This window comes from Duganella sp. GW821-FHT01E12 (genome assembly GCF_059422325.1).
In genome coordinates this window covers 1-20390 of sequence record NZ_JBWKWR010000004.1, presented here as the reverse complement: position 1 = coordinate 20390, position 20390 = coordinate 1, and the positions used below count along the sequence as shown (strand labels likewise).

At 62.8% G+C, this 20390-nt stretch carries 17 protein-coding genes and 2 rRNA genes; 7 read left to right on the top strand and 12 right to left on the bottom strand.

Annotated features, from left to right (window positions below; all coding sequences use genetic code 11):
• Positions 1-10: 10 nt before the first annotated feature.
• Both AC07WS_RS13245 and ppnP read left to right on the top strand, forming a co-directional pair.
• Positions 11-1078 (top strand): diguanylate cyclase, encoded by a 1068-nt coding sequence (locus AC07WS_RS13245; RefSeq protein ID WP_494729537.1) that lies wholly within the window; start codon positions 11-13, stop codon positions 1076-1078.
• Complete coding sequence (gene ppnP / locus AC07WS_RS13240) at positions 1075-1389, top strand: pyrimidine/purine nucleoside phosphorylase (protein WP_020705687.1); 315 nt, start codon at positions 1075-1077, stop codon at positions 1387-1389. The genes AC07WS_RS13245 and ppnP overlap by 4 nt, the downstream gene beginning before the upstream one ends.
• Positions 1390-1422: 33 nt before the next feature.
• Here the strand turns inward: ppnP and murB are convergent, their stop codons facing one another.
• Positions 1423-2460, bottom strand: coding sequence for a UDP-N-acetylmuramate dehydrogenase (gene murB, locus AC07WS_RS13235; RefSeq protein ID WP_494729536.1), 1038 nt, complete (start codon positions 2458-2460; stop codon positions 1423-1425).
• Positions 2461-2614: 154 nt separating this feature from the next.
• Between murB and AC07WS_RS13230 the strand changes: the two genes are divergently transcribed.
• Entirely contained in the window at positions 2615-3100 is a 486-nt protein-coding gene (locus AC07WS_RS13230) for a YajQ family cyclic di-GMP-binding protein (RefSeq protein ID WP_494729535.1), read from the top strand.
• A gap of 157 nt (positions 3101-3257) precedes the next feature.
• The gene (locus AC07WS_RS13225; RefSeq protein ID WP_494729534.1) at positions 3258-4514 is read left to right on the top strand and encodes a nitronate monooxygenase; all 1257 of its coding nucleotides are present in this window, start codon (positions 3258-3260) and stop codon (positions 4512-4514) included.
• 34 nt (positions 4515-4548) lie between these two features.
• On the opposite strand, the gene AC07WS_RS13220 is transcribed toward AC07WS_RS13225, so the two are convergent.
• Positions 4549-5484 (bottom strand): exopolyphosphatase, encoded by a 936-nt coding sequence (locus tag AC07WS_RS13220; RefSeq protein WP_494729533.1) that lies wholly within the window; start codon positions 5482-5484, stop codon positions 4549-4551.
• A 245-nt stretch (positions 5485-5729) separates the two neighbouring features.
• Between AC07WS_RS13220 and AC07WS_RS13215 the strand changes: the two genes are divergently transcribed.
• Together AC07WS_RS13215 and AC07WS_RS13210 are read left to right on the top strand one after the other, a co-directional pair.
• Complete coding sequence (locus AC07WS_RS13215) at positions 5730-6434, top strand: hypothetical protein (RefSeq protein ID WP_494729532.1); 705 nt, start codon at positions 5730-5732, stop codon at positions 6432-6434.
• 24 nt (positions 6435-6458) lie between these two features.
• Positions 6459-7037: a C39 family peptidase gene (locus AC07WS_RS13210; RefSeq protein WP_494729531.1), complete on the top strand. Its 579-nt coding sequence runs from the start codon at positions 6459-6461 to the stop codon at positions 7035-7037.
• A 13-nt stretch (positions 7038-7050) separates the two neighbouring features.
• Here the strand turns inward: AC07WS_RS13210 and glcF are convergent, their stop codons facing one another.
• The 8 genes from glcF to AC07WS_RS13170 all read right to left on the bottom strand — a co-directional run bounded on the left by glcF (position 7051) and on the right by AC07WS_RS13170 (position 16667).
• Complete coding sequence (gene glcF / locus AC07WS_RS13205) at positions 7051-8277, bottom strand: glycolate oxidase subunit GlcF (protein ID WP_494729530.1); 1227 nt, start codon at positions 8275-8277, stop codon at positions 7051-7053.
• Between the two features lie 2 nt (positions 8278-8279).
• Complete coding sequence (glcE, locus tag AC07WS_RS13200) at positions 8280-9365, bottom strand: glycolate oxidase subunit GlcE (RefSeq protein WP_494729529.1); 1086 nt, start codon at positions 9363-9365, stop codon at positions 8280-8282.
• Complete coding sequence (locus tag AC07WS_RS13195; RefSeq protein ID WP_494729528.1) at positions 9362-10852, bottom strand: FAD-linked oxidase C-terminal domain-containing protein; 1491 nt, start codon at positions 10850-10852, stop codon at positions 9362-9364. Before AC07WS_RS13195 ends, glcE begins: the two co-directional genes overlap by 4 nt.
• A 94-nt stretch (positions 10853-10946) precedes the next feature.
• Positions 10947-11846: a LysR substrate-binding domain-containing protein gene (locus AC07WS_RS13190; protein ID WP_494729527.1), complete on the bottom strand. Its 900-nt coding sequence runs from the start codon at positions 11844-11846 to the stop codon at positions 10947-10949.
• 45 nt (positions 11847-11891) lie between these two features.
• Positions 11892-13604, bottom strand: coding sequence for a lactate permease LctP family transporter (locus AC07WS_RS13185; RefSeq protein ID WP_494729526.1), 1713 nt, complete (start codon positions 13602-13604; stop codon positions 11892-11894).
• Between the two features lie 155 nt (positions 13605-13759).
• Positions 13760-15202 carry a LutB/LldF family L-lactate oxidation iron-sulfur protein gene (locus AC07WS_RS13180; RefSeq protein WP_494729525.1) on the bottom strand — a complete coding sequence of 481 codons (1443 nt, stop codon included), beginning with the start codon at positions 15200-15202 and terminating at the stop codon, positions 13760-13762.
• Entirely contained in the window at positions 15199-15888 is a 690-nt protein-coding gene (locus AC07WS_RS13175) for a LutC/YkgG family protein (RefSeq protein WP_494729524.1), read from the bottom strand. The genes AC07WS_RS13180 and AC07WS_RS13175 overlap by 4 nt, the downstream gene beginning before the upstream one ends.
• Positions 15885-16667, bottom strand: a complete 783-nt coding sequence (locus AC07WS_RS13170; protein WP_494729523.1) for a (Fe-S)-binding protein — start codon at positions 16665-16667, stop codon at positions 15885-15887. The genes AC07WS_RS13175 and AC07WS_RS13170 overlap by 4 nt, the downstream gene beginning before the upstream one ends.
• 108 nt (positions 16668-16775) lie before the next feature.
• Here AC07WS_RS13170 and AC07WS_RS13165 point away from each other — a divergent pair, with 108 nt between their 5' ends.
• Positions 16776-17471 carry a FadR/GntR family transcriptional regulator gene (locus tag AC07WS_RS13165; protein WP_494729522.1) on the top strand — a complete coding sequence of 232 codons (696 nt, stop codon included), beginning with the start codon at positions 16776-16778 and terminating at the stop codon, positions 17469-17471.
• 112 nt (positions 17472-17583) lie between these two features.
• Here the strand turns inward: AC07WS_RS13165 and rrf are convergent.
• Together rrf and AC07WS_RS13155 are read right to left on the bottom strand one after the other, a co-directional pair.
• A 5S ribosomal RNA gene (gene rrf / locus AC07WS_RS13160) occupies positions 17584-17696 on the bottom strand.
• Between the two features lie 126 nt (positions 17697-17822).
• Positions 17823-20390, bottom strand: a 23S ribosomal RNA gene (locus AC07WS_RS13155); the annotation flags it as partial.

The following is a 20390-nucleotide window of genomic DNA, read 5'->3' as shown; positions in this document are numbered from 1 at the left end:
GAGAACACCGATGTCAGAAGCACATGTAATCGCAGCAGATCCGGAGCAGTCGCTGACGGCGTTCAAGGCCCATGTGCTGTTGGTGGACGACCAGTTGATCATCGTCGAAGCGGTGCGCCGCATGCTGAGCGGCCAGGACGACATCGAATTCCACTACGTGACCGATGCCGCGCAGGCCCTGCAAAGCGCGCTGCAGTTGCAGCCGACCGTGATCCTGCAAGACCTGGTGATGCCGGCCATCGACGGCTTCGCCCTGATCCAGCAATACCGCGCGCGGGAGGAACTGCGCCATGTGCCGGTGATCGTACTCTCGGCCAAGGAAGACCCCAAGCTCAAGGCGCACAGCTTCGCCACCGGCGCCAACGACTACATGGTCAAGCTGCCGGACCAGCTGGAGCTGCTGGCTCGCATCCGCTACCATTCGGGCGCGCATATCAGCCGGCTGCAGCGCGACCAGGCCTTCCGCTTCCTGCGCGAGAGCCAGCAGCGGCTGGCCGAGGCCAACCTGGAACTGCAAAAGCTGGCAGCGCTCGACGGCCTGACCGGCATCGCCAACCGCCGCCGCTTCGACGAAACCATGCGCGTGGAATGGCAGCGCGGCCAGCGCGACAAGCAGCCCTTGACGCTGCTGTTGTGCGACGTGGATTTCTTCAAGCGCTACAACGACAGCTTCGGCCACCTGGCAGGCGATTTGTGCCTGAAAAAGGTGGCCGCCGTATTGACCGAACACCTCAAGCGACCGGCCGACCTGGCCGCGCGCTACGGCGGCGAGGAATTCGCCATTATCCTGCCGGAGACACCACTGACTGGGGCACTGATCGTGGCCGAGTCGTGCCGCCGCCATCTGGAACAACTGGCCATCGAGAACCCGCTGGCGGAGACCGAATTTTCCACCGTGACCATGTCGATCGGCGTGGCGAGCGTGGTGCCGTCGGCCTCCTCCAGCATCGAGCAGTTGATCCACCAAGCCGACCAGGCACTGTACGCCGCCAAGCGCGGCGGCCGTAACCGCGTGATGAACGCGGCCGCGCTGCCTGGTCCTCCCTCCGCATCGAACCAAGGAAAAACAGCAGTATGAGTGCTCAATTTGATCAAGTCAGCGTCGTCAAGAAATCGAATATCTACTTCGACGGCAAATGCGTTTCGCACAATGTGATTTTCGCCGACGGCAGCAAGAAAAGCGTCGGCGTGATCTTCCCTTCCAGCCTGACCTTCAACACCGGCGCGCCGGAAACGATGGAGATCATCGGCGGCGTGTGCAAGGTGCGCCTGGCCGGCGCCAGCGAGTGGCAGACCTACGCGGCTGGCCAGGAGTTCAAGGTGGGCGGCAATTCGAGCTTCGATATCGAAACCGTGGAGACGGTCGATTACGTTTGCCACTTCGGCTAACGCACGTCATGGCGGGCCGGCGGCCCGCCATTTTCAAATGAACACCGGCTCCGGCTCCAGCAGCACGCCATAGCGCGTCTGCACGTCCGCCTGGATCGCGCGCGCCAGCGCCACCACGTCGGCGCCCTTCGCGCCGCCGTTGTTGACCAGCACCAGCGCCTGTTTCGGGTACACGCCCGCCGCGCCCAGCTTGCGCCCCTTCCATCCGCATTGATCGATCAGCCATCCCGCCGCCAGCTTCTCGCTGCCGTCCGGCTGCGCGTGATGCACCAGCGCCGGAAACTGCTCCAGCAATGCCGCGCACTGCGCGCCCGTCACCACCGGATTCTTGAAGAAGCTGCCCGCGTTGCCGATTACCGCGGGATCGGGCAGCTTGCGGCGGCGGATCGCGATCACCGTGTCGGCCACCTGCTGCGCGGACGGCGCGGAGATGCCCTGCTCCGCCAGCGCCTGCGCCAGTTCGGCGTAGCGCAGGTTGGGCCGCCAGGCCTTGGGCAGCGCGAAGCACACGTCGAGGATGATCAGGTGGCGCCCGCCCTCCTGCTTGAAGATGCTGTCGCGATAACCGAAGCGGCATGCTGCTGCGTCCATCGTGCGCGTCTTGCCGCTGGCCGGATCGAACACGGTCACGCTGTGGAACACGTCCTTGGTTTCGAGGCCGTAGGCGCCGATGTTCTGGATCGGCGCCGCGCCCACCGTACCCGGGATCAGCGACAGGTTTTCCAGCCCGCCTATGCCCTGCGCCAGCGTCCACTGCACGAACTCGTGCCAGTTCTCGCCGGCCGCCGCGCGCACGTAGTGATGATCCGGGTGGTCCGCATCATCGGCCAGCACCTCGCGCCCCTGCAGCGCGATGTGCAGCACCAGGCCGGGAAAGTCTCCGGTCAGCAGCAGATTGCTGCCGCCGCCCAGCACCAGCTTGGGCAAGGAAACCCAGGCGGCATCGGCAAAAACGCCGAGCAGTTGCTCTGTTTTCGTCACGCGCAAATACGCGTGCGCGCTCGCCGCGATGCCAAAAGTGTTGAGGGATTGAAGTGGGAACTGGTACTGGATGGCTGACTGTGGATGCATGGAGGAAAAACCTGGGAAATTTAATCGATTATAGAGCGAAACAAGCAAAAAACCAGCGTCGATATGGCGGCTTTGGGCCGGTTGTCCGTTAAAATGTCAGTCTTTGATGCAGCCAGTGAGTGCATGCTGCATGCCACACGAAAAGGAAATAGTTATGCCGTCGTTTGATGTAGTCTCCGAAGCCGATATGATCGAAGTGAAGAATGCCGTCGAGCAATCTCAAAAGGAAATCGCCACCCGCTTCGATTTCAAGGGTACGAGCGCCTCGGTCGAGCACAAGGAACAGGAACTGACCGTGATCGCCGACTCCGAATTCCAGTTGCAGCAGGTGCGCGACGTGCTGACCAACAAGCTGTCCAAACGCAAAGTCGATGTCCGCTTCCTGGAAGACGGCGACATTAAAAAGATCGGCGGCGACAAGGTCAAGCAAGTGATCAAGGTCAAGAACGGCATCGAATCCGACGATGCCAAGAAAATCGTGCGCGTCATCAAGGATAGCAAGATGAAAGTGCAAGCGAGCATCCAGGGCGACGCCGTGCGCGTCACCGGCGCCAAGCGCGACGACCTGCAGGCGGCCATGGCCATGCTGCGCAAGGACGTGCCGGACATGCCGCTGGAATTCAACAACTTCCGCGACTGATCCCTCGCGCGACGCCCGCCGCGGCGTCACAATGCTGTAGTACACATGGAGTAGAATCGAACCGGCTCCATGCAAGGTGTACTGCCGCGCGACCGCATATCACGCATAGCGCCGGGCTTTTTTGCCCGGCAACCACTACGGTAGTCTAAGGATAGCAATGAAACGTGTTGATGATTTCCGCCTGCGATTTGGCAAAAACGAGTACGTGCCCATCATGGTCGGCGGAATGGGAGTGGACATCTCGACCTCGGAACTTGCGCTGGAAGCGGCCCGCCTGGGCGGCATCGGCCATATCTCGGACGCCATGGTCGAGGACGTGTCCGACCGCAAGTTCGACACCAGCTTCGTCAAGGACAAGACCAGGCTCTACAAGTTCAACATCAACAACATGGACAAGTCCGTGGTGCAGTTCGACCTGGAACGCTTGGCCGACGCGCAGCGCCGCCACATCGGCGCCACCATGGCGGCGAAGCAAGGCCCCGGCCTGATCTTCGTCAACTGCATGGAAAAGCTGACCATGAACGGCCCGCGCGAAACCCTGCGCACCCGCCTGAACGCGGCGCTGGACGCCGGCATCGACGGCATCACGCTGTCGGCCGGCCTGCACTTCGGCTCGTTCGCCTTGATGGCCGACCACCCGCGCTTCCGCGAAGCCAAGCTGGGCATCATCGTCTCGTCGGTGCGCGCGCTGCAGATCTTCCTGCGCAAGAACGCCAAGCTGGACCGCCTGCCCGACTACATCATCGTCGAAGGCCCGCTGGCCGGCGGCCACCTGGGCTTCGGCATGGACTGGGCCGAGTACGACCTGATGACCATCACCCAGGAGCTGCTGGACTACCTGAAGGCCGAGAACCTGGACATTCCGCTGATCGCGGCCGGCGGCATCTTCACCGGCAGCGACGCGGTGCGCTTCCTGGAAGCGGGCGCTGCGGGCGTGCAGGTGGCGACCCGCTTCACCGTCACCAACGAGTGCGGCCTGCCGGCCAAGGTCAAGCAGGAGTATTTCAAGGCGTCGGAAGAGGACATCATCGTCAACGGCATCTCGCCGACCGGCTATCCGATGCGCATGCTCAAGAACACGCCGGCCATCGGCGCGGGCATCCGTCCGGGCTGCGAATCGTATGGCTACCTGCTGGACGCGACCGGCAACTGCGCCTACATCAATTCCTACAACCGCGAAGTGGCGGCGCATCCGACCGAGAAGAACATCGTGGTGATGGACAAGACCTGCCTGTGCACCCACATGCGCAACTTCAACTGCTGGACCTGCGGCCACTACACCTACCGCCTGAAGGACACCACGCACAAGAAGGCGGACGGCGAGTACCAGCTGCTGACCGCAGAGCACGTGTTCAAGGACTACCAGTTCAGCACAGACAACCAGATCGCCCTGCCTGAAAAGGAAGAGGTCTGAATTAAAAACGGCGCTCACTGAGCGCCGTTTCTTTTTACCCTTCCGAATTTATTCGAGCGATCAAGGCGCCCAGCACCTCTTCCGCCAGCTCGTTATCGACCTGGCAAGTGCCGGCGTTCTCGTGCCCGCCACCGCCGTACTCCAGCATCAGCGCGCCGATATTGGTCTTGGACGTGCGGTTCAGGATCGACTTGCCAGTGGCGAATACCGTGTTCTGATTCTTCAAGCCCCACAGCACGTGGATCGAGATATTCGTCTGCGGATACATGGCGTAGATGATGAAGCGGTTGCCTGCGTAGATGATCTCCTCGTCGCGCAGATCCAGCACCACCAGGTTCTTGTGCACGGTGGCGCAGCGGCGGATCTGCTCCTTGCACTTTTCGGCGTGCTCGAAGTACAGCTCCTTGCGCTCCTTCACATCCGGCAAGGCCATGATCTCGTCTATCGTGTGGTTCTTGCAGTAGTCGATCAAGTCCATCATCAGGTTGTAGTTCGAGATGCGGAACTCGCGGAAGCGGCCCAGGCCGGTGCGCGCATCCATCAGGAAGTTCAGCAGATCCCAGCCCTGGGGATTGAGCACCTCCTGCTCGTTGAAGCGGGCCGCGTCGCCCTTGTCCACCGCCACCATCATGTCGTGCCACGAGGCCGGGAAGGCCTTCTCGGCGCCGTAGTAGTCGTACACCACGCGCGCGGCCGACGGCGCTTCCGGGTGGATCACATGATTCTTGCGCTCGCCCGTATTGCGGATAGTCTCCGACAAATGGTGGTCGAACGCGATGTGCACGCCCGGCACGAACGGCAGATTGGTGGTGATGTCATTGTCGCTGATGGCGATCTTACCGTCCTGCATATCCTTCGGGTGCACGAACAGGATCTCATCGATCATGTCCAGGTGTTTTAACAGGACCGCGCACACCAAACCGTCGAAGTCGCTGCGTGTAACCAGACGATATTTTTTTGCTTCTGACATGAATGCACCTCTGTGGATTGAACAAGACGATGGACTTAATAATACAACCCAAATCTGCACGTGGACAGCAATTGTGATTACACGTTGCAATACGTCACATCTGCCGGCAGCGCCTTTCGATTGTTAAGAAACGGAAAAGCCTAAGGGCGTCTGTCTCAATTGTTCAAAAACGACAAACTTGCAATTTGGATTACCTAGAATGGCTGCGCTGCCCCCCATTCCACCTGCAAGAGGAGACCGATACCATGCCGCGTATTTCAACCTTACTTGGACTGGCCGTCGCAGGCTGCCTGAGCCTGTCCAGCCCCGCGCCGTACGCGCAGACCGCGCAGATCAGCGCATCGCCGCAGTCGCAGCGCGACGGCGCCGCCAACGCCGCCCGGCGCGATTTCGCCCAGTTCGTCCAGTACCAGGTGCAGAACCACGCCGGCAGCGCGCCGCAGGGCTTTCCGCTGGAAGTGGCCGACGTGCAGGACTTGAAGGACGCCCGCATCGCCTACGGCTTCCCGGTCTACACCATCGATCCCGCCGACCTGCTGGCCGGCCGCCGCGAGATGAAGGCAATGGCCAGGCCGACCGGCATCTGGCGCTTCGTCATCACCCTCAACGACCAGCCTATCGGCCTGGCCACGGTCGAACAGGTCAACGGCAAATGGGAGACGGTGGCCTACGGCGCGTCCGTCATGGCCAAGGATCTCGACGCCGCGATGGCCGCCTACGCCAACGCGGAACGCTCGAACGTGCGCGTGCTGCGCATCTACCAGGCGCAATCCGATTTCCTCGAAGTGAGCGCCGCCCAGAACGGCGCGGTGCGCTTCGCGCCGCTGCATTCGGCGCGCCAGTCGCTGCTGCTGCAACGCAAAGGCGCGGGCGACGGCTTGCTGGATGCGAGCGAGCTGCTGGAGCCGCTGCGCGTGGCGGTCAAAAAAAATCTGGACAGTACGCGCTGAGCCGCGTGAGACAAGGAGACTCACATGAAAAAAATGAACAACCTGATCTTGAGCGCCGCCCTGCTGGCGGCCTTGCCATCCGCCTTCGCGCAATGGAAAACCCTGAACGTGCCGCTGGTCACGCAGGAGCACAGCCAGTGGTGCTGGGCCGGCTCCAGCAAGGCCGTGCTGAACTACTACGGACAAACGCCCAGCCAATGCCAGATCGTCAACTGGGCCTTCGGCCTGAACTACGCCTGCGGCAATTCGACCTTCAACTGGAACAGCTACGCCAACCAGCCCAACAATATGTACGGCAGCAATGGCAGCGTGCAGAACATCCTGCAGGCCTGGGGCGTATCCAACACGGCCTACAACTCGGCCTCGTCCTGGAACAGCGTGGTCTCGGACATCAACGCCAACCGCCCGTTCGTGATCCGCTACGGCTGGACCGGCGGCGGCGGCCACATCATGGTGGGGCGCGGCTATGAAACCGCCAATGGCGTCAACTACGTCTACATCATGAACCCGTGGCCGGGCGAAGGCCAGACCTACCGCACCTACAGCTCGGCCGTGTATGCGTCCGACCACCAGTGGACGCACACCCAGCGCATGAACAACTAGAGCGCGCCGCTCGTCACGCCAGCATCTGGTCGATCAATTCGATCCAGTGCCCGACCGGCATCGGCGTCCCCGATTGCAAATGGCTTTGACAGCCGATGTTGGCGGACACGATGCGGGCCGCGCCCGTGGCCTGCAAATTGGCCAGCTTGCGGTCGCGCAGCTGGTGAGACAGCTCCGGCTGCAGCACCGAATACGTGCCGGCCGAGCCGCAGCACAGATGGCTGTCGGCACACAGGCGCACGTCGACGCCAGCGCCGCGCAACAGCTCCTCGACCTTGCCGCGTATGCGCTGCGCATGCTGCAGCGTGCATGGCGGATGAAACGCCACCGGCTCGGCCGGTGGTCGCTGCTTCAGCAACGCCTGCAAGCCCGCCTGCTCGTCGTACAGTATCTCGCTGATGTCGCGCGTCAGCTCGGACACGCGGTGCGCCTTGGCCGCATAGGCTGGATCGTCCCGTAGCAGATGGCCGTATTCCTTGACGGTGGCGCCGCAGCCGGAGGCGGTCATCACGATGGCCTCCGCACCGGCTTCCAGCAGCGGCCACCACGCGTCGATATTGCGCCGCATGTCATCCAGCCCGCCGTCGTGGTCGGCCAGGTGATAGCGGATCGCGCCGCAGCAGCCGGCGCGCGGCGCCACCACCAGTTCCACATCCAGCGCCGCCAGGATGCGCGCCGCCGAGCTGTTGATATTCGGCGCCATCTCCGGCTGCACGCAACCGTCCAGCAGCAGCATCTTGCGCGCCTGTCCGCCGCGTGGCCAAGGGCCGGGCGCGGGCACCGGCTGCACCTTCTCCTGCAGCGCCGCCGGCAGCAATGGACGCACCATGCGCCCCATCTTCATCGCGGGCCGGAACAGCCAAGCGCGCGGCAGCGCCTCCTTCAGCAGCAGGCGCTGATAACGCTGGCGCGCAGGCCTGCCCACCTGCTGCTCCACAACCTTGCGGCCGATGTCGAGCAGGCGGCCATACTGCACGCCGGACGGACAGGTGCTTTCGCAGTTGCGGCAGCTCAGGCAGCGGTCCAGGTGCAACTGCGTGCGCTCCGTGGCCGCCTGCCCTTCCAGCACCTGCTTGATCAGGTAGATGCGGCCGCGCGGACCATCCAGTTCGTCGCCCAGCAGCTGGTAGGTGGGACAGGTCGCGGTGCAAAAGCCACAATGCACGCAGGCGCGCAGGATGGCTTCGGCCTCGTCGCCGTCGGCGGTGTTCTTGAATTGTTCTGCCAGATTGGTTTGCATGATTACAGATCCCGGTACATGCGGCCGGGATTGAAGATGCCGGCCGGGTCGAAGTGCTGTTTGAGATTGCGGTGGATCGCGTGCACGGCCGGCGCCAGCGGCTGGAACACGCCATAGCGCTTGTCGCCGCCGCGGAACATGGTGGCGTGGCCGCCCAGCTCCGCCACCCGCGCGCGCAGCGCGGCCGGATCTGCGTCGCTGCGCAGCCAGCGTTGCGAACCGCCCCATTCGATCAGCTGCGCGCCGTCGTCCAATGTGGACAGCGATCGTGCCGGCGTCGCGGACGGCAGCGACAAGCGCCACAGCGGCGTCTCCGCTTCCCCGAACCAGGCGTGCCGGTGCTCGCGCAAATCGCTCCACCATTGCGTGGACGCTTCCGGCTCCAGCGCCTCGCCGCCGATATGCTGCGCGGCCGCCGCCACCGCCGCCCGCGCGCCGGACAGGCGCAGCGTCAACGCGCCATCGTGCCACGCGGACGCGGACAGCGGCAACGGCTGCCCCGCCCAGCGGTTCAGGCGCAGCAAGGCTTCCTCCTGATCCAGCTGCAGCCGCAGCGTGGCTTCCGCCATTGGCCGTGGCAGCACTTTCAGCGACACCTCCAGCATCAGTCCCAGCACGCCCAACGACCCGGCCAGCAGGCGCGAGACATCGTAGCCGGCGACGTTCTTCATCACCTGCCCGCCGAAACGCAGCATGTCGCCACGGCCGTCCATCAGCACCGCGCCGAGCACGAAATCGCGCACCGCGCCCACGTTCTGGCGGCGCGGGCCGGAAAGCCCGGCCGCCACCATGCCGCCCACCGTGGCGCCGGGGCCGAAATGCGGCGGCTCGAACGCCAGCATCTGGCCTTGCAGCGCCAGCTCCCGTTCCAGCTCGCGCAGCGGCGTGCCGCAGCGCGCCGTCACCACCAGCTCCGTCGGTTCATAGGCCACGATGCCCTGGTAGGCGGACGTCTCCAGCACGTCGCCCTCCGGCGTTTGTCCGTACCAGTTCTTGCTGCCACCTCCGCGCAGGCGCAGCGGCGTACGCGCCGCGCCGGCCGCCACGATGCGGTCGCGGAACTGGTTCACTATCGATTCCATCGTCATGCCCCCACCTGTTTGACAAACTTGAATATGCCGCCGCGCGCCTGCCGTTTGCCATACGCGGCGCAGCGGTCCAGCGTGGGTATGGCTTTGTTTGGATTGAGCAGGAAGGCACCGTCGAAGGCGCGCTTGACGCCGATGAAGGCGGCCACCTCGTTCACCGTGAACTGCCCGCACATGGCGTCGATCTTCTCGATGCCCACGCCATGCTCGCCGGTGATGGTGCCGCCCACTTCCACGCACAGCGCCAGGATCGCCTCGCCGAAGCGTTCGGCGCGGTCGAATTCGCCCGGCTCGTTGGCGTCGAACATGATCAACGGATGCAGGTTGCCGTCGCCGGCGTGGAACACGTTGGCGCAACGCAGGCCGTAGGTCTCACTCATCGCGGCGATGCCTTGCAGGACTTCGGCCAGGCGCTTGCGCGGGATCGTGCCGTCCATGCAGTAGTAGTCGGGCGAGATGCGCCCCGCCGCCGGAAAAGCGTTCTTGCGGCCGGACCAGAAGCGCATGCGTTCCGCCTCGCTGCCCGAGACCGCGATGGCGCTGGCGCCGGCGCGCCGCAGCACTTCGCTCATGCGTTCGATTTCCTCCTCCACCTCTTCCGGCATGCCGTCCGATTCGCACAGCAGGATGGCGGCGGCGTCGGTGTCGTAGCCGGCCTTGACGAAGGGTTCGACCATGCGCGCGCTGGTGCGGTCCATCATCTCCAGGCCGGCCGGGATGATGCCGGCGGCGATCACCTCCGCCACCGCGTCGCCGCCGGTGACGACATCGTCGAACGACGCCATGATGACGCGCGCCAGCGGCGGCTTGGGAATCAGGCGCACCGTCACCTCGGTGACCACGCCCAGCATGCCCTCGGAGCCGATGAACACGGCCAGCAGGTCCAGTCCCGGCGCGTCAAGCGCGGCGCCACCGAGTTCGATAACCTCGCCGTCCATCGACACCATCCGCACTCCCATCACGTTATGCAGGGTCAGGCCGTACTTGAGGCAGTGGACGCCGCCCGAGTTCTCGGCCACGTTGCCGGCGATGGTGCAGGCGATCTGCGACGACGGGTCCGGCGCGTAGTACAGCGCGTGCGGCGCGGCGGCCTCGGAGATGGCCAGGTTGCGCACGCCGGGCTGCACGCGCGCCGTGCGCGCCAGCGGATCGAGCGCCAGGATGCGGCTCATCTTTGCGGTCGAGATGACGATGCCGTCGGCGATCGGCATCGCGCCGCCGGACAGACCGGTGCCCGCGCCGCGCGGCACGATGGGCACCCGCAGCGCGCTGCACGCCTTCAGCAGCGCGATCAGCTGCTGCTCCGTCTCGGGCAGCGCCACGGCCAGCGGCAGCTGCCGGTAGGCGGTCAGGCCGTCGCATTCGTAGGGGCGGGTGTCTTCCTGCTCGGACAGCAGGCAATGCGGTGGAAGCAGGCCACGCAGCGCGGCCAGTATGGCTTGTTTGCGTTCCTGCCGTAACAGTGGCGGGGCTGGCGGCGCGTTCATGAGTGGCCTTGGATGCGATGGAAATAGCGTCCAGTGTAGCGGCCTGCGAAGTGCGCCAGCGGTGAAAAGAATTAACCGCTGAAGCGCAGATTTTTCATGCGTCGCGTTCGTGGTCCGGATAGGCCGCCATCAGCCAATCGATGAACAAGCTCACCTCCGGCCGGATATGGGCGCTCTGCTCGTACACCACGTAATACGCGTGCGGCGGCGACGCCAGGCGCACGTCGAACAGCTGCACCACTTCGCCGCTGGCGATCATGTCCTGCGCGAAGTGCTGTCGCGTCAAACCCACACCGTGGCCGTGGCGTACCGCCTCCAGCAGCAGGCCAAGGTCGTCGACGCGCAACGCGTCGGCCGGCTCCGGCCAATCCAGGCCGGCCTGCTCGAACCATGGCTTCCATTGCTCCAGCGCGGAGCGCAGCAAGGTGGCCTTCTTCAAATCGGCCGGCGTGGCGATGCCGCCTATCTTCTCCAGATAGGCCGGGCTGGCGACCGCAAATGCCGGTTCGCCGAACAGCCGCGTGGTCACCATGTCGGGATACTTGCCGGCGCCGAAGCGCACTTCCAGATCCGTCTCGTTCACACACAGGTCATACAGGGGAACCGACAGGAACACTTCGACCACGATCTCGGGATGGGCTTCGGTGAACTCGGCCAGTCGCGGCATCAGCAGGTAGCGCGCGAAGGTCGGCGGCACCGTGATCTTGACGCGCGGCTGTGTCGGCGCGCTGCGGTGCGGAAGGGGGAAATCGGTCAGTGTGCGCAGCGCCTGGCATACCACGTCCAGGTAACTGCGGCCGAACGGCGACAGCGTCAGCGAACGTCCGTCGCGCACGAACAAGCGGTCGCCTACAAACTCCTCCAAGAGACGGATGCGGTGCGATAACGCCGACGGCGTAATGCACAGCTGCTGCGCGGCGACTGCAAATGAACCGGCACGCGCCGCCGCCTCGAAGGCGGATAGCGCGTGCACTGGGGGGAAACGTCTGGGCATGGTTATGCGCCTTTCACAAACCCTTGGCAGGGCTGGGATTCGGCGTCAGTGCGGCACCATCCCCGTCAATACATACGCCTGCAATACCGTCATGATACCAACGATGGTGGCGAACAGCAGGCTATGTTTGAGGGTAAAGCGGAACAACTCGGATTCGCGGCCCACCAATCCGGTCGCGGCGCAAGCCACGGCGATCGATTGCGGGGAGATCATCTTGCCAGTCACGCCGCCGGTGGTGTTGGCTGCCACCAGCAAGGTGTCGGATACATTGATCTGATGCGCCGTGGTGTTTTGCAGGGAGCAGAACAAAGCGTTCGACGAAGTGTCCGAGCCGGTCAGGAAAACGCCCAGCCAGCCGAGGAACGGCGAGAAGAACGGGAAGGCAGCGCCGGTGCCGGCCAGTACCAGCGCCAGGGTCGACGACATGCCGGAGTAGTTGGCGACAAACGCAAACGCCAACACCAGGCCAATGGACAGGATAGGACGGCGCAGTTCAACTACCGTATCGCCCAGCGCGCGCAGGCCGGCCATCGGCTTGAAGCGCAGCAGCGCCATCGAGACCAGCGTGGACAGCAGGATCGCGGTACCGACAGCCGACAACAGGTCCAGCTTGAAGACCGCCTCGTAGGCCTTGGGGGCCGCCACGATAGGCGTCATCTTGATCACCATCTGGTCCAGGTAGGGCACATGGAATTTCATCACGGTGCCGGCCAGCGCGCCGCTGCCGGCGAACAGCGCTTTGAACTGCGGCAGGCTCCATACGGTGACGATGGCGGTCAGGATGCCGAACGGCGCCCAGGCGCGCACCGTCTGCGCGGTGCTGTATGGCGACTGCTTGCGGATACGCGGTGCGGCGCCGATTGGCGAGCCGCCGCCGAAGGTGGCCATGGCCGCCGTACCGCCACCCATCGAGATGGCGCTGCGGGCGCCGGCCTTGGCGCTGGCCGGCTGCCATACTTTCAGCAGTGCCGTCAGCGAACCAAGGCTGACCAGCGCGGACGTAATGTCCGGCAGTTCAGGTCCGATGAAGTTGGAGGTGATGTACTGCGTCACAGCGAAGCTGCCGCCGGCGACCAGCGCCGCAGGCCAGGTTTCCTTGATGCCGCGCGTGCCGTCCATCATGAACACCAGCCAGAATGGCACCGCCAGCGACAGCAGCGGCAGCTGACGGCCGGCCATCGCGCCGATCTGCATGGCGTCGATGCCGGTGACCTGGCCGGCGACGATGATGGGAATGCCCATCGCGCCGAACGCCACCGGCGCCGTGTTGGCGATCAGGCACAGGCCCGCAGCGTACAGCGGATTGAAGCCCAGGCCGACCAGCAGCGCCGACGTAATCGCCACCGGCGCGCCGAAGCCCGCCGCGCCTTCGAGGAAGGCACCGAACGAAAAGCCGATCAGCAGCATCTGCAGGCGCTGGTCGTCGGTAATCGACAGCACCGAGGCGCGGATGATATCGAGCTGGCCGGTGCGGTCGACCACTTTGTACAGGAACACCGCGGTGACGATGATCCAGGCGATCGGCCACAGGCCGTAGGCGAAGCCATAGCCCGCCGCGGCCAGCGCCTGCGGCACCGGCATGCCATAGGCGAAGATGGCCACTGCCAGCGCCAACGCCAGCGTCACGGCGGCGGCGACGTGGCCTTTGATGCGCAGCACTGCCAGCGCGAGAAAGAAGAAAATGATCGGCACGGCGGCAACCAGGGCGGACAGCCCCAAACTGCCTAGCGGCGCGTATATCTGATTCCAGGTTTGCATTGCGGTCTCCTCCAAGAGTACAAGTATTTTTTTGACAGCTAAAAGATGCGACGAGTTTATAGGCGGGGCGCCGGCTTTCGGTGGTACGAAAAGATGAAATGAATTGGCCGCAGCCGTGAAAAATATTCACCCCACCCCGAGACGGCGATACAACGCTATTCGGCCTGCCCCCTTTCACGCAGCAGGTCGGCCAGGCTGCGCGCGGCCGGCTTGAGCGGTTCGCGGTGACGGGTCCATCCCAGCTGGCTGCTCGGCGTGAAGGCGCGCAGCCGCGTGGCCGCCCAGCGGAACCAGCGATACACGCCAGGCCGCGCGAATGCGCCGCTCCAGAACCGCCACACCAGCCGCTCGCTGCGACTGAAGCTGGCGCCCTGCCCGCGCAGCGCATGCTCGACTTTCTGCGCCGGATCGCGATTGGCCTCGGTGCGCAGGCGCACCAGCAGGGCCGGTATCGGGATGCGCACCGGGCATACCTCGCCGCACGCGCCGCACAGGCTGGAGGCGGTCGCCAGGTCGGCGGTCGCTTCAAGCCCCAGCAGGTGTGGCGAAATGATCTTGCCGATCGGGCCGGGATAGGTGGTGCCATAGGCGTGGCCGCCCACCCGCGCATAGACCGGGCAGTGGTTGATGCAGGCGCCGCAGCGTATGCACTGCAGCGTGGCGCGCAACTGCTCGTCGGCGTAGGCTTGCGTGCGGCCGTTATCGAGCAGCACCACGTGCAGTTCGCGCGGCCCGTCCATTTCGCCAGTGCGGCGTGGTCCCGTGATCAGGTTGAAGTAGGTGGTGATGGCCTGCCCGGTCGCCGAACGTGTCAGCAGGCTGGCCAGCGGTACGATGTGCTCCAGCTTTGCCACCACCTTTTCCATACCCATCAAGGCGATATGCACATCGGGCACGCTGGTCGACAGGCGGCCGTTACCCTCGTTTTCGACCAGCCACAGGGTGCCGGTATCGGCCGCCGCAAAGTTCACGCCGGACAGGCCGATGTCGGCATCGGCAAACGCCTGGCGCAGCGCGCGCCGGCCCGCCTGGATCAACGTATCGACGTCTTCGCTGTACGGCGTGCCGGGGATGTGGCGTTCGAACAGCGCGCCGATATCGGCGCGCGTCTTGTGCACCGCCGGCATGACGATGTGCGACGGCTTCTCGCCCGCCAGCTGCACGATGTATTCGCCCATGTCGGATTCGATGCAGTCGATGCCGTGTTGCGCCATGTAGTGGTTCAGCTCCACCTCTTCGCTGGCCATCGACTTGCCCTTGATGACGCTGCGCGCGCCGCGCCGCCGGGCGATTTCAAGGATGATGGCGTTGGCTTCGTCGGCGGTCGCGGCCCAGTGCACGTGGGCGCCGGCCGCTTGCAGCTTCGCTTCGAACTGCACCAGCAGTTCCGGCAGATGCGCCAGCGCGTGCTGCCGCACCGCTTCGCCCAGATCGCGCAGCTGTTCCAGTTCGTCGCTGTCGGGGAACTGTGCGCGGCGCTTATCCTGCAGGAAGTCCATCGCACCACGCATGCTGCCGCGCAGTTTGGTGTCTTGCAGCGCGTCGCTGACGCGGGCGCGGAAATCGGCCGGCGGCATGAAGTGCATGGGGGCGTTCATGCTGTCGCTCCTGAGTCGTCGATGATAAATACCCATAGCGCGCGCGGGCCGTGCGCACCGTAAGCCAGCGTTTGCTGGATGTCCGAAGTCTTCGACGGGCCGGACACCAGAACCAGGTTGGTCGGCATGGTCGCGCTCCAGGCTTCGGCGTGCATCGCCGCATGCAGGTCCGCATGCAGCGTGCTCGCATAGACCAGCGCCACATGCAGCGGCGGGACCAGCGACACCGTGCGCGGCGATCCCGCGTCAGGCGCCAGCACCAGCGTGCCGGTGGCGGCGATACCTGAGCGGGCCACGGTGAAGCCGGCGTCGACGCCGGCAAACAGCTCGTTCTTCCACTCCTCCAGCGGACGGTCGAACGGCACGGTGCGCACTTCGGCGGGCAAGGCCGCGGCCAGCGCAGCGCCTTCGGCACGGGCGGTGTCGAGCAGCAGATTGGCTACGCCAGCGGCTGCGAGCTTCTGCGCCAGCAGCGTGGGCCAACCGTGTACATCGACTCGCCACACGTCGGTGCGCACCGACGTCATCACGCGCTCCAGCGTATCTGCCAGTTTGGTGGCTGACGCCTCGCGCAACGGGCCGCGCGCATGATGCGCGTTGATGCGGTCTTCCAGTTCGCGTAGAGGCATGCCGGGAGCCGGTGCCGCTGCGAGCAGTTTGCCCAGTATGAGTTCACGTGCGCTCATGCCGCGCCTCCCACCCGGCGCCACAGGAAGCTGGCCAAGTGTTCCACCTGTAGCGGTGCGCCCTGCCGCTTGGCGGCGTGGCCGATGTTGAGCAGGCAGCCGCAATCGGCGGAGACCAACCGCTCACAACCCGTGGCGCAGGCGGAGGCGATTTTGTCGCTGACCATGGCGCCGGAGATGTCGTCGTGCTTGAGGGAGAAGGTGCCGCCGAATCCGCAGCACTCCGATTCATGTGCGTGCTCCACGCGCGTTACGCCGGGCAGCGCGTCGAGCAGGGCGACGCCGTGGGCGCGCGTGCCCATCTCGCGCCGCGCGCCGCAGGACGTATGCAGCACCACCTGTTCGTCCGGTTGCGGCGATGTCTCGGAAAAATTCACGTGCAGTACGTGCAGCAGGAATTCACTCAGTTCGTAGACACGCTCGGACAGCTCGCGCGCCTGGGCGGCTGCTTGCGGATCGTCGTCGAACAGCGTCGGCCAGTGGTGGCGCATCATGCCGGCGCAGGAACCGGACGGCACGATGACCGGCCAGGGTTGGGAAAACAGATCAAGTTGTGCCCGCGCCACGGCGCGCGCCTGTTCGGGATTGCCGCTGCTGTAGGCAGGTTGGCCGCAGCAGCTCTGGCCGCGCGGGAAATGCACCGTCAGGCCCTCGCGTTCCAGCAGGCGCACGGCATCGAGCCCGGCTTCCGGCATGAACAGGTCGACCACGCAGGTGCCGAACAGGTAGACGTGTGGGTGGGCCTTGTCCGGGCCGGGCGGATAGTGTCGCGCTAGCATGTGAGGTCTCCTCTGTTTTGCTTATTCGTCGGACAAGCTCCATAATTCCCGTGCATCGAAGCCGTCGCAAATTGGTTGGACCAGCGGCTACAACAGGAGAGCGTCGAAATGAAAACAAGCGGACTGGTCGAGGGCGTATTGCGCAAGCTGGAGACGGCGCTGCTGGACGGCACTTATCCGGCCAATGCGCGCCTGCCCTCCGAACGCGCACTGGCGGAGCAATATGAGGTGTCGCGCAACACGATACGCGAGGCGCTGCAGCGCCTGGTGGCGCGGGGACTATTGCGCAGCAAGCGCGGAGCCGGCGTATTCGTCAGCGACCAGCTGCGCACCAGCACGGCTTCGCCTTGGGGGCAGCTGGTGACCGACCATCCGGCCGTGCTGGGCGATGTGCTGGAATTCCGGCGTGTGCTCGAAGGCGCGACGGCCTACTACGCGGCACTACGTGGCAATGATGAGGAGCACGGACAAATCCGCAATTTATTGAATAGCCTGGAACAAGCCCGCATCGGCGACGACCAGGCGGTGGAAGCGTCAATCGACGCCCGGCTGCATGAGGCGATAGCGCTGGCCTCGCACAACAGCATGTTTTTGCATCTGCATGCCAGCGTGCTTGGCATCCTGCGCGAGCATATAACGTTGAACGGTTCCAGCCTGCGGGCGCTCGACGCCGAAGTGTCGGGCCAGCTCCTGCAGCAGCACCGCGCCATCTGCCAGGCGATTTGCGCGCGCAGACCGGAAGCGGCGCGCACCGCCATGCAGGCGCACATCGATTACGTGGTCAGCAGGATAGAAGCGGCTTGATTGGTCCAACCACTCTTCCGCGCCCAGGAAATCGCGCCAATCCTGTCGTTTGGCGTTACATGAACGAAAAAAAGCCCACCAAGATCACTTGGTGGGCTTTTTTATATAACTAGCCTGACGATAACCTACTTTCACACTGGTTGCAGCACTATCATCGGCGCAGAGTTGTTTCACGGTCCTGTTCGGGATGGGAAGGGGTGGGACCAACTTGCTATGGTCATCAGGCATTGACTTGTACGAGCGACGCTGTCAGCGGCGCTCCGAATCTGGAAAGTAAGTAAATGGGGTAATGAAGTTGTATCAACGAACGTTACAACGTACTTCTCATTCACCATAACCTGCTAAGGTTATAGGGACAAGCCGTACGGGCAATTAGTATCAGTTAGCTTAATGCATTACTGCACTTCCACACCTGACCTATCAACGTCCTGGTCTCGAACGACCCTTCAAAGAGCTCAAGGCTCTGGGAAATCTCATCTTAAGGCAAGTTTCCCGCTTAGATGCTTTCAGCGGTTATCTCTTCCAGACTTAGCTACCCGGCAATGCCACTGGCGTGACAACCGGTACACCAGAGGTCTGTCCACTCCGGTCCTCTCGTACTAGGAGCAGCCCCCTTCAAATTTCCAACGCCCACGGCAGATAGGGACCAAACTGTCTCACGACGTTTTAAACCCAGCTCACGTACCACTTTAAATGGCGAACAGCCATACCCTTGGGACCGGCTACAGCCCCAGGATGTGATGAGCCGACATCGAGGTGCCAAACTCCCCCGTCGATATGAACTCTTGGGAGGAATCAGCCTGTTATCCCCAGAGTACCTTTTATCCGTTGAGCGATGGCCCTTCCATACAGAACCACCGGATCACTATGTCCTACTTTCGTACCTGCTCGACTTGTCAGTCTCGCAGTTAAGCACGCTTATGCCATTGCACTATTAGCACGATGTCCGACCGTACCTAGCGTACCTTCGAACTCCTCCGTTACACTTTAGGAGGAGACCGCCCCAGTCAAACTGCCTACCATGCACTGTCCCCGACCCGGATAACGGGCCAAGGTTAGAACCTCAAATGAACCAGGGTGGTATTTCAAGGATGGCTCCACGAGAACTGGCGTCCCCGCTTCTAAGCCTCCCACCTATCCTACACAGATTGATTCAAAGTCCAATGCAAAGCTACAGTAAAGGTTCATGGGGTCTTTCCGTCTAGCCGCGGGTAGATTGCATCATCACAAACACTTCAACTTCGCTGAGTCTCGGGAGGAGACAGTGTGGCCATCGTTACGCCATTCGTGCAGGTCGGAACTTACCCGACAAGGAATTTCGCTACCTTAGGACCGTTATAGTTACGGCCGCCGTTTACTGGGACTTCAATCAAGAGCTTGCACCCCATCATTTAATCTTCCAGCACCGGGCAGGCGTCACACCCTATACGTCCACTTTCGTGTTTGCAGAGTGCTGTGTTTTTATTAAACAGTCGCAGCCACCAGTTTATTGCAACCCGTTCGCCCTACTGAAGTAAATCAGCCAAGCTACAAGGGCGTACCTTTTCCCGAAGTTACGGTACCAATTTGCCGAGTTCCTTCTCCCGAGTTCTCTCAAGCGCCTTAGAATACTCATCTCGCCCACCTGTGTCGGTTTGCGGTACGGTCTCGTATGACTGAAGCTTAGAGGCTTTTCTTGGAACCACTTCCGATTGCTTCAGCACCTAAGTGCCTCGTCCCGATCCCTTGAATCCTGCGCCCGGATTTGCCTAAGCGCCTTCTATGAACCAGAAACTGACTATTCCAACAGTCAGACAACCTTCCGCGATCCGTCCCCCCATCGCATCATACGACGGTGCAGGAATATTAACCTGCTTCCCATCAGCTACGCATCTCTGCCTCGCCTTAGGGGCCGACTCACCCTGCTCCGATGAACGTTGAACAGGAAACCTTGGGCTTACGGCGTGGGGGCTTTTCACCCCCATTATCGCTACTCATGTCAGCATTCGCACTTCTGATACCTCCAGCATCCTTTACAAGACACCTTCGCAGGCTTACAGAACGCTCTCCTACCATATGCTTACGCATATCCGCAGCTTCGGTGACTGGCTTAGCCCCGTTACATCTTCCGCGCAGGACGACTCGATCAGTGAGCTATTACGCTTTCTTTAAATGATGGCTGCTTCTAAGCCAACATCCTGACTGTTTTAGCCTTCCCACTTCGTTTTCCACTTAGCCAATCTTTGGGACCTTAGCTGGCGGTCTGGGTTGTTTCCCTCTTGACGCCGGACGTTAGCACCCGACGTCTGTCTCCCAAGCTCGCACTCATCGGTATTCGGAGTTTGCAATGGTTTGGTAAGTCGCGATGACCCCCTAGCCATAACAGTGCTCTACCCCCGATGGTGATACTTGAGGCACTACCTAAATAGTTTTCGGAGAGAACCAGCTATTTCCAAGTTTGTTTAGCCTTTCACCCCTACCCACAGCTCATCCCCTAATTTTTCAACATTAGTGGGTTCGGACCTCCAGTGCGTGTTACCGCACCTTCATCCTGGCCATGAGTAGATCACTTGGTTTCGGGTCTACACCCAGCGACTATCGCCCTGTTCGGACTCGATTTCTCTACGGCTTCCCGATCTGGTTAACCTTGCCACTGAATGTAAGTCGCTGACCCATTATACAAAAGGTACGCAGTCACGGAACAAGTCCGCTCCTACTGTTTGTATGCACACGGTTTCAGGATCTATTTCACTCCCCTCCCGGGGTTCTTTTCGCCTTTCCCTCACGGTACTGGTTCACTATCGGTCGATTACGAGTATTTAGCCTTGGAGGATGGTCCCCCCATATTCAGACAGGATTTCTCGTGTCCCGCCCTACTTGTCGTACGCTTAGTTCCACACATCGCATTTCACATACGGGGCTATCACCCGCTATGGCTCC

Coding starts and splice junctions, on each gene's coding strand:
- glcF (WP_494729530.1), bottom strand. CDS start 8,277: ATGCAAACCAATCTGGCAGAACAATTCAAGAACACCGCCGACGGCGAC.
- AC07WS_RS13195 (WP_494729528.1), bottom strand. CDS start 10,852: ATGAACGCGCCGCCAGCCCCGCCACTGTTACGGCAGGAACGCAAACAA.
- AC07WS_RS13225 (WP_494729534.1), top strand. CDS start 3,258: ATGAAACGTGTTGATGATTTCCGCCTGCGATTTGGCAAAAACGAGTAC.
- AC07WS_RS13180 (WP_494729525.1), bottom strand. CDS start 15,202: ATGAACGCCCCCATGCACTTCATGCCGCCGGCCGATTTCCGCGCCCGC.
- AC07WS_RS13170 (WP_494729523.1), bottom strand. CDS start 16,667: ATGCTAGCGCGACACTATCCGCCCGGCCCGGACAAGGCCCACCCACAC.
- ppnP (WP_020705687.1), top strand. CDS start 1,075: ATGAGTGCTCAATTTGATCAAGTCAGCGTCGTCAAGAAATCGAATATC.
- AC07WS_RS13210 (WP_494729531.1), top strand. CDS start 6,459: ATGAAAAAAATGAACAACCTGATCTTGAGCGCCGCCCTGCTGGCGGCC.
- AC07WS_RS13245 (WP_494729537.1), top strand. CDS start 11: ATGTCAGAAGCACATGTAATCGCAGCAGATCCGGAGCAGTCGCTGACG.
- AC07WS_RS13230 (WP_494729535.1), top strand. CDS start 2,615: ATGCCGTCGTTTGATGTAGTCTCCGAAGCCGATATGATCGAAGTGAAG.
- AC07WS_RS13185 (WP_494729526.1), bottom strand. CDS start 13,604: ATGCAAACCTGGAATCAGATATACGCGCCGCTAGGCAGTTTGGGGCTG.
- AC07WS_RS13175 (WP_494729524.1), bottom strand. CDS start 15,888: ATGAGCGCACGTGAACTCATACTGGGCAAACTGCTCGCAGCGGCACCG.
- glcE (WP_494729529.1), bottom strand. CDS start 9,365: ATGACGATGGAATCGATAGTGAACCAGTTCCGCGACCGCATCGTGGCG.
- AC07WS_RS13190 (WP_494729527.1), bottom strand. CDS start 11,846: ATGCCCAGACGTTTCCCCCCAGTGCACGCGCTATCCGCCTTCGAGGCG.
- AC07WS_RS13220 (WP_494729533.1), bottom strand. CDS start 5,484: ATGTCAGAAGCAAAAAAATATCGTCTGGTTACACGCAGCGACTTCGAC.
- AC07WS_RS13165 (WP_494729522.1), top strand. CDS start 16,776: ATGAAAACAAGCGGACTGGTCGAGGGCGTATTGCGCAAGCTGGAGACG.
- murB (WP_494729536.1), bottom strand. CDS start 2,460: ATGCATCCACAGTCAGCCATCCAGTACCAGTTCCCACTTCAATCCCTC.
- AC07WS_RS13215 (WP_494729532.1), top strand. CDS start 5,730: ATGCCGCGTATTTCAACCTTACTTGGACTGGCCGTCGCAGGCTGCCTG.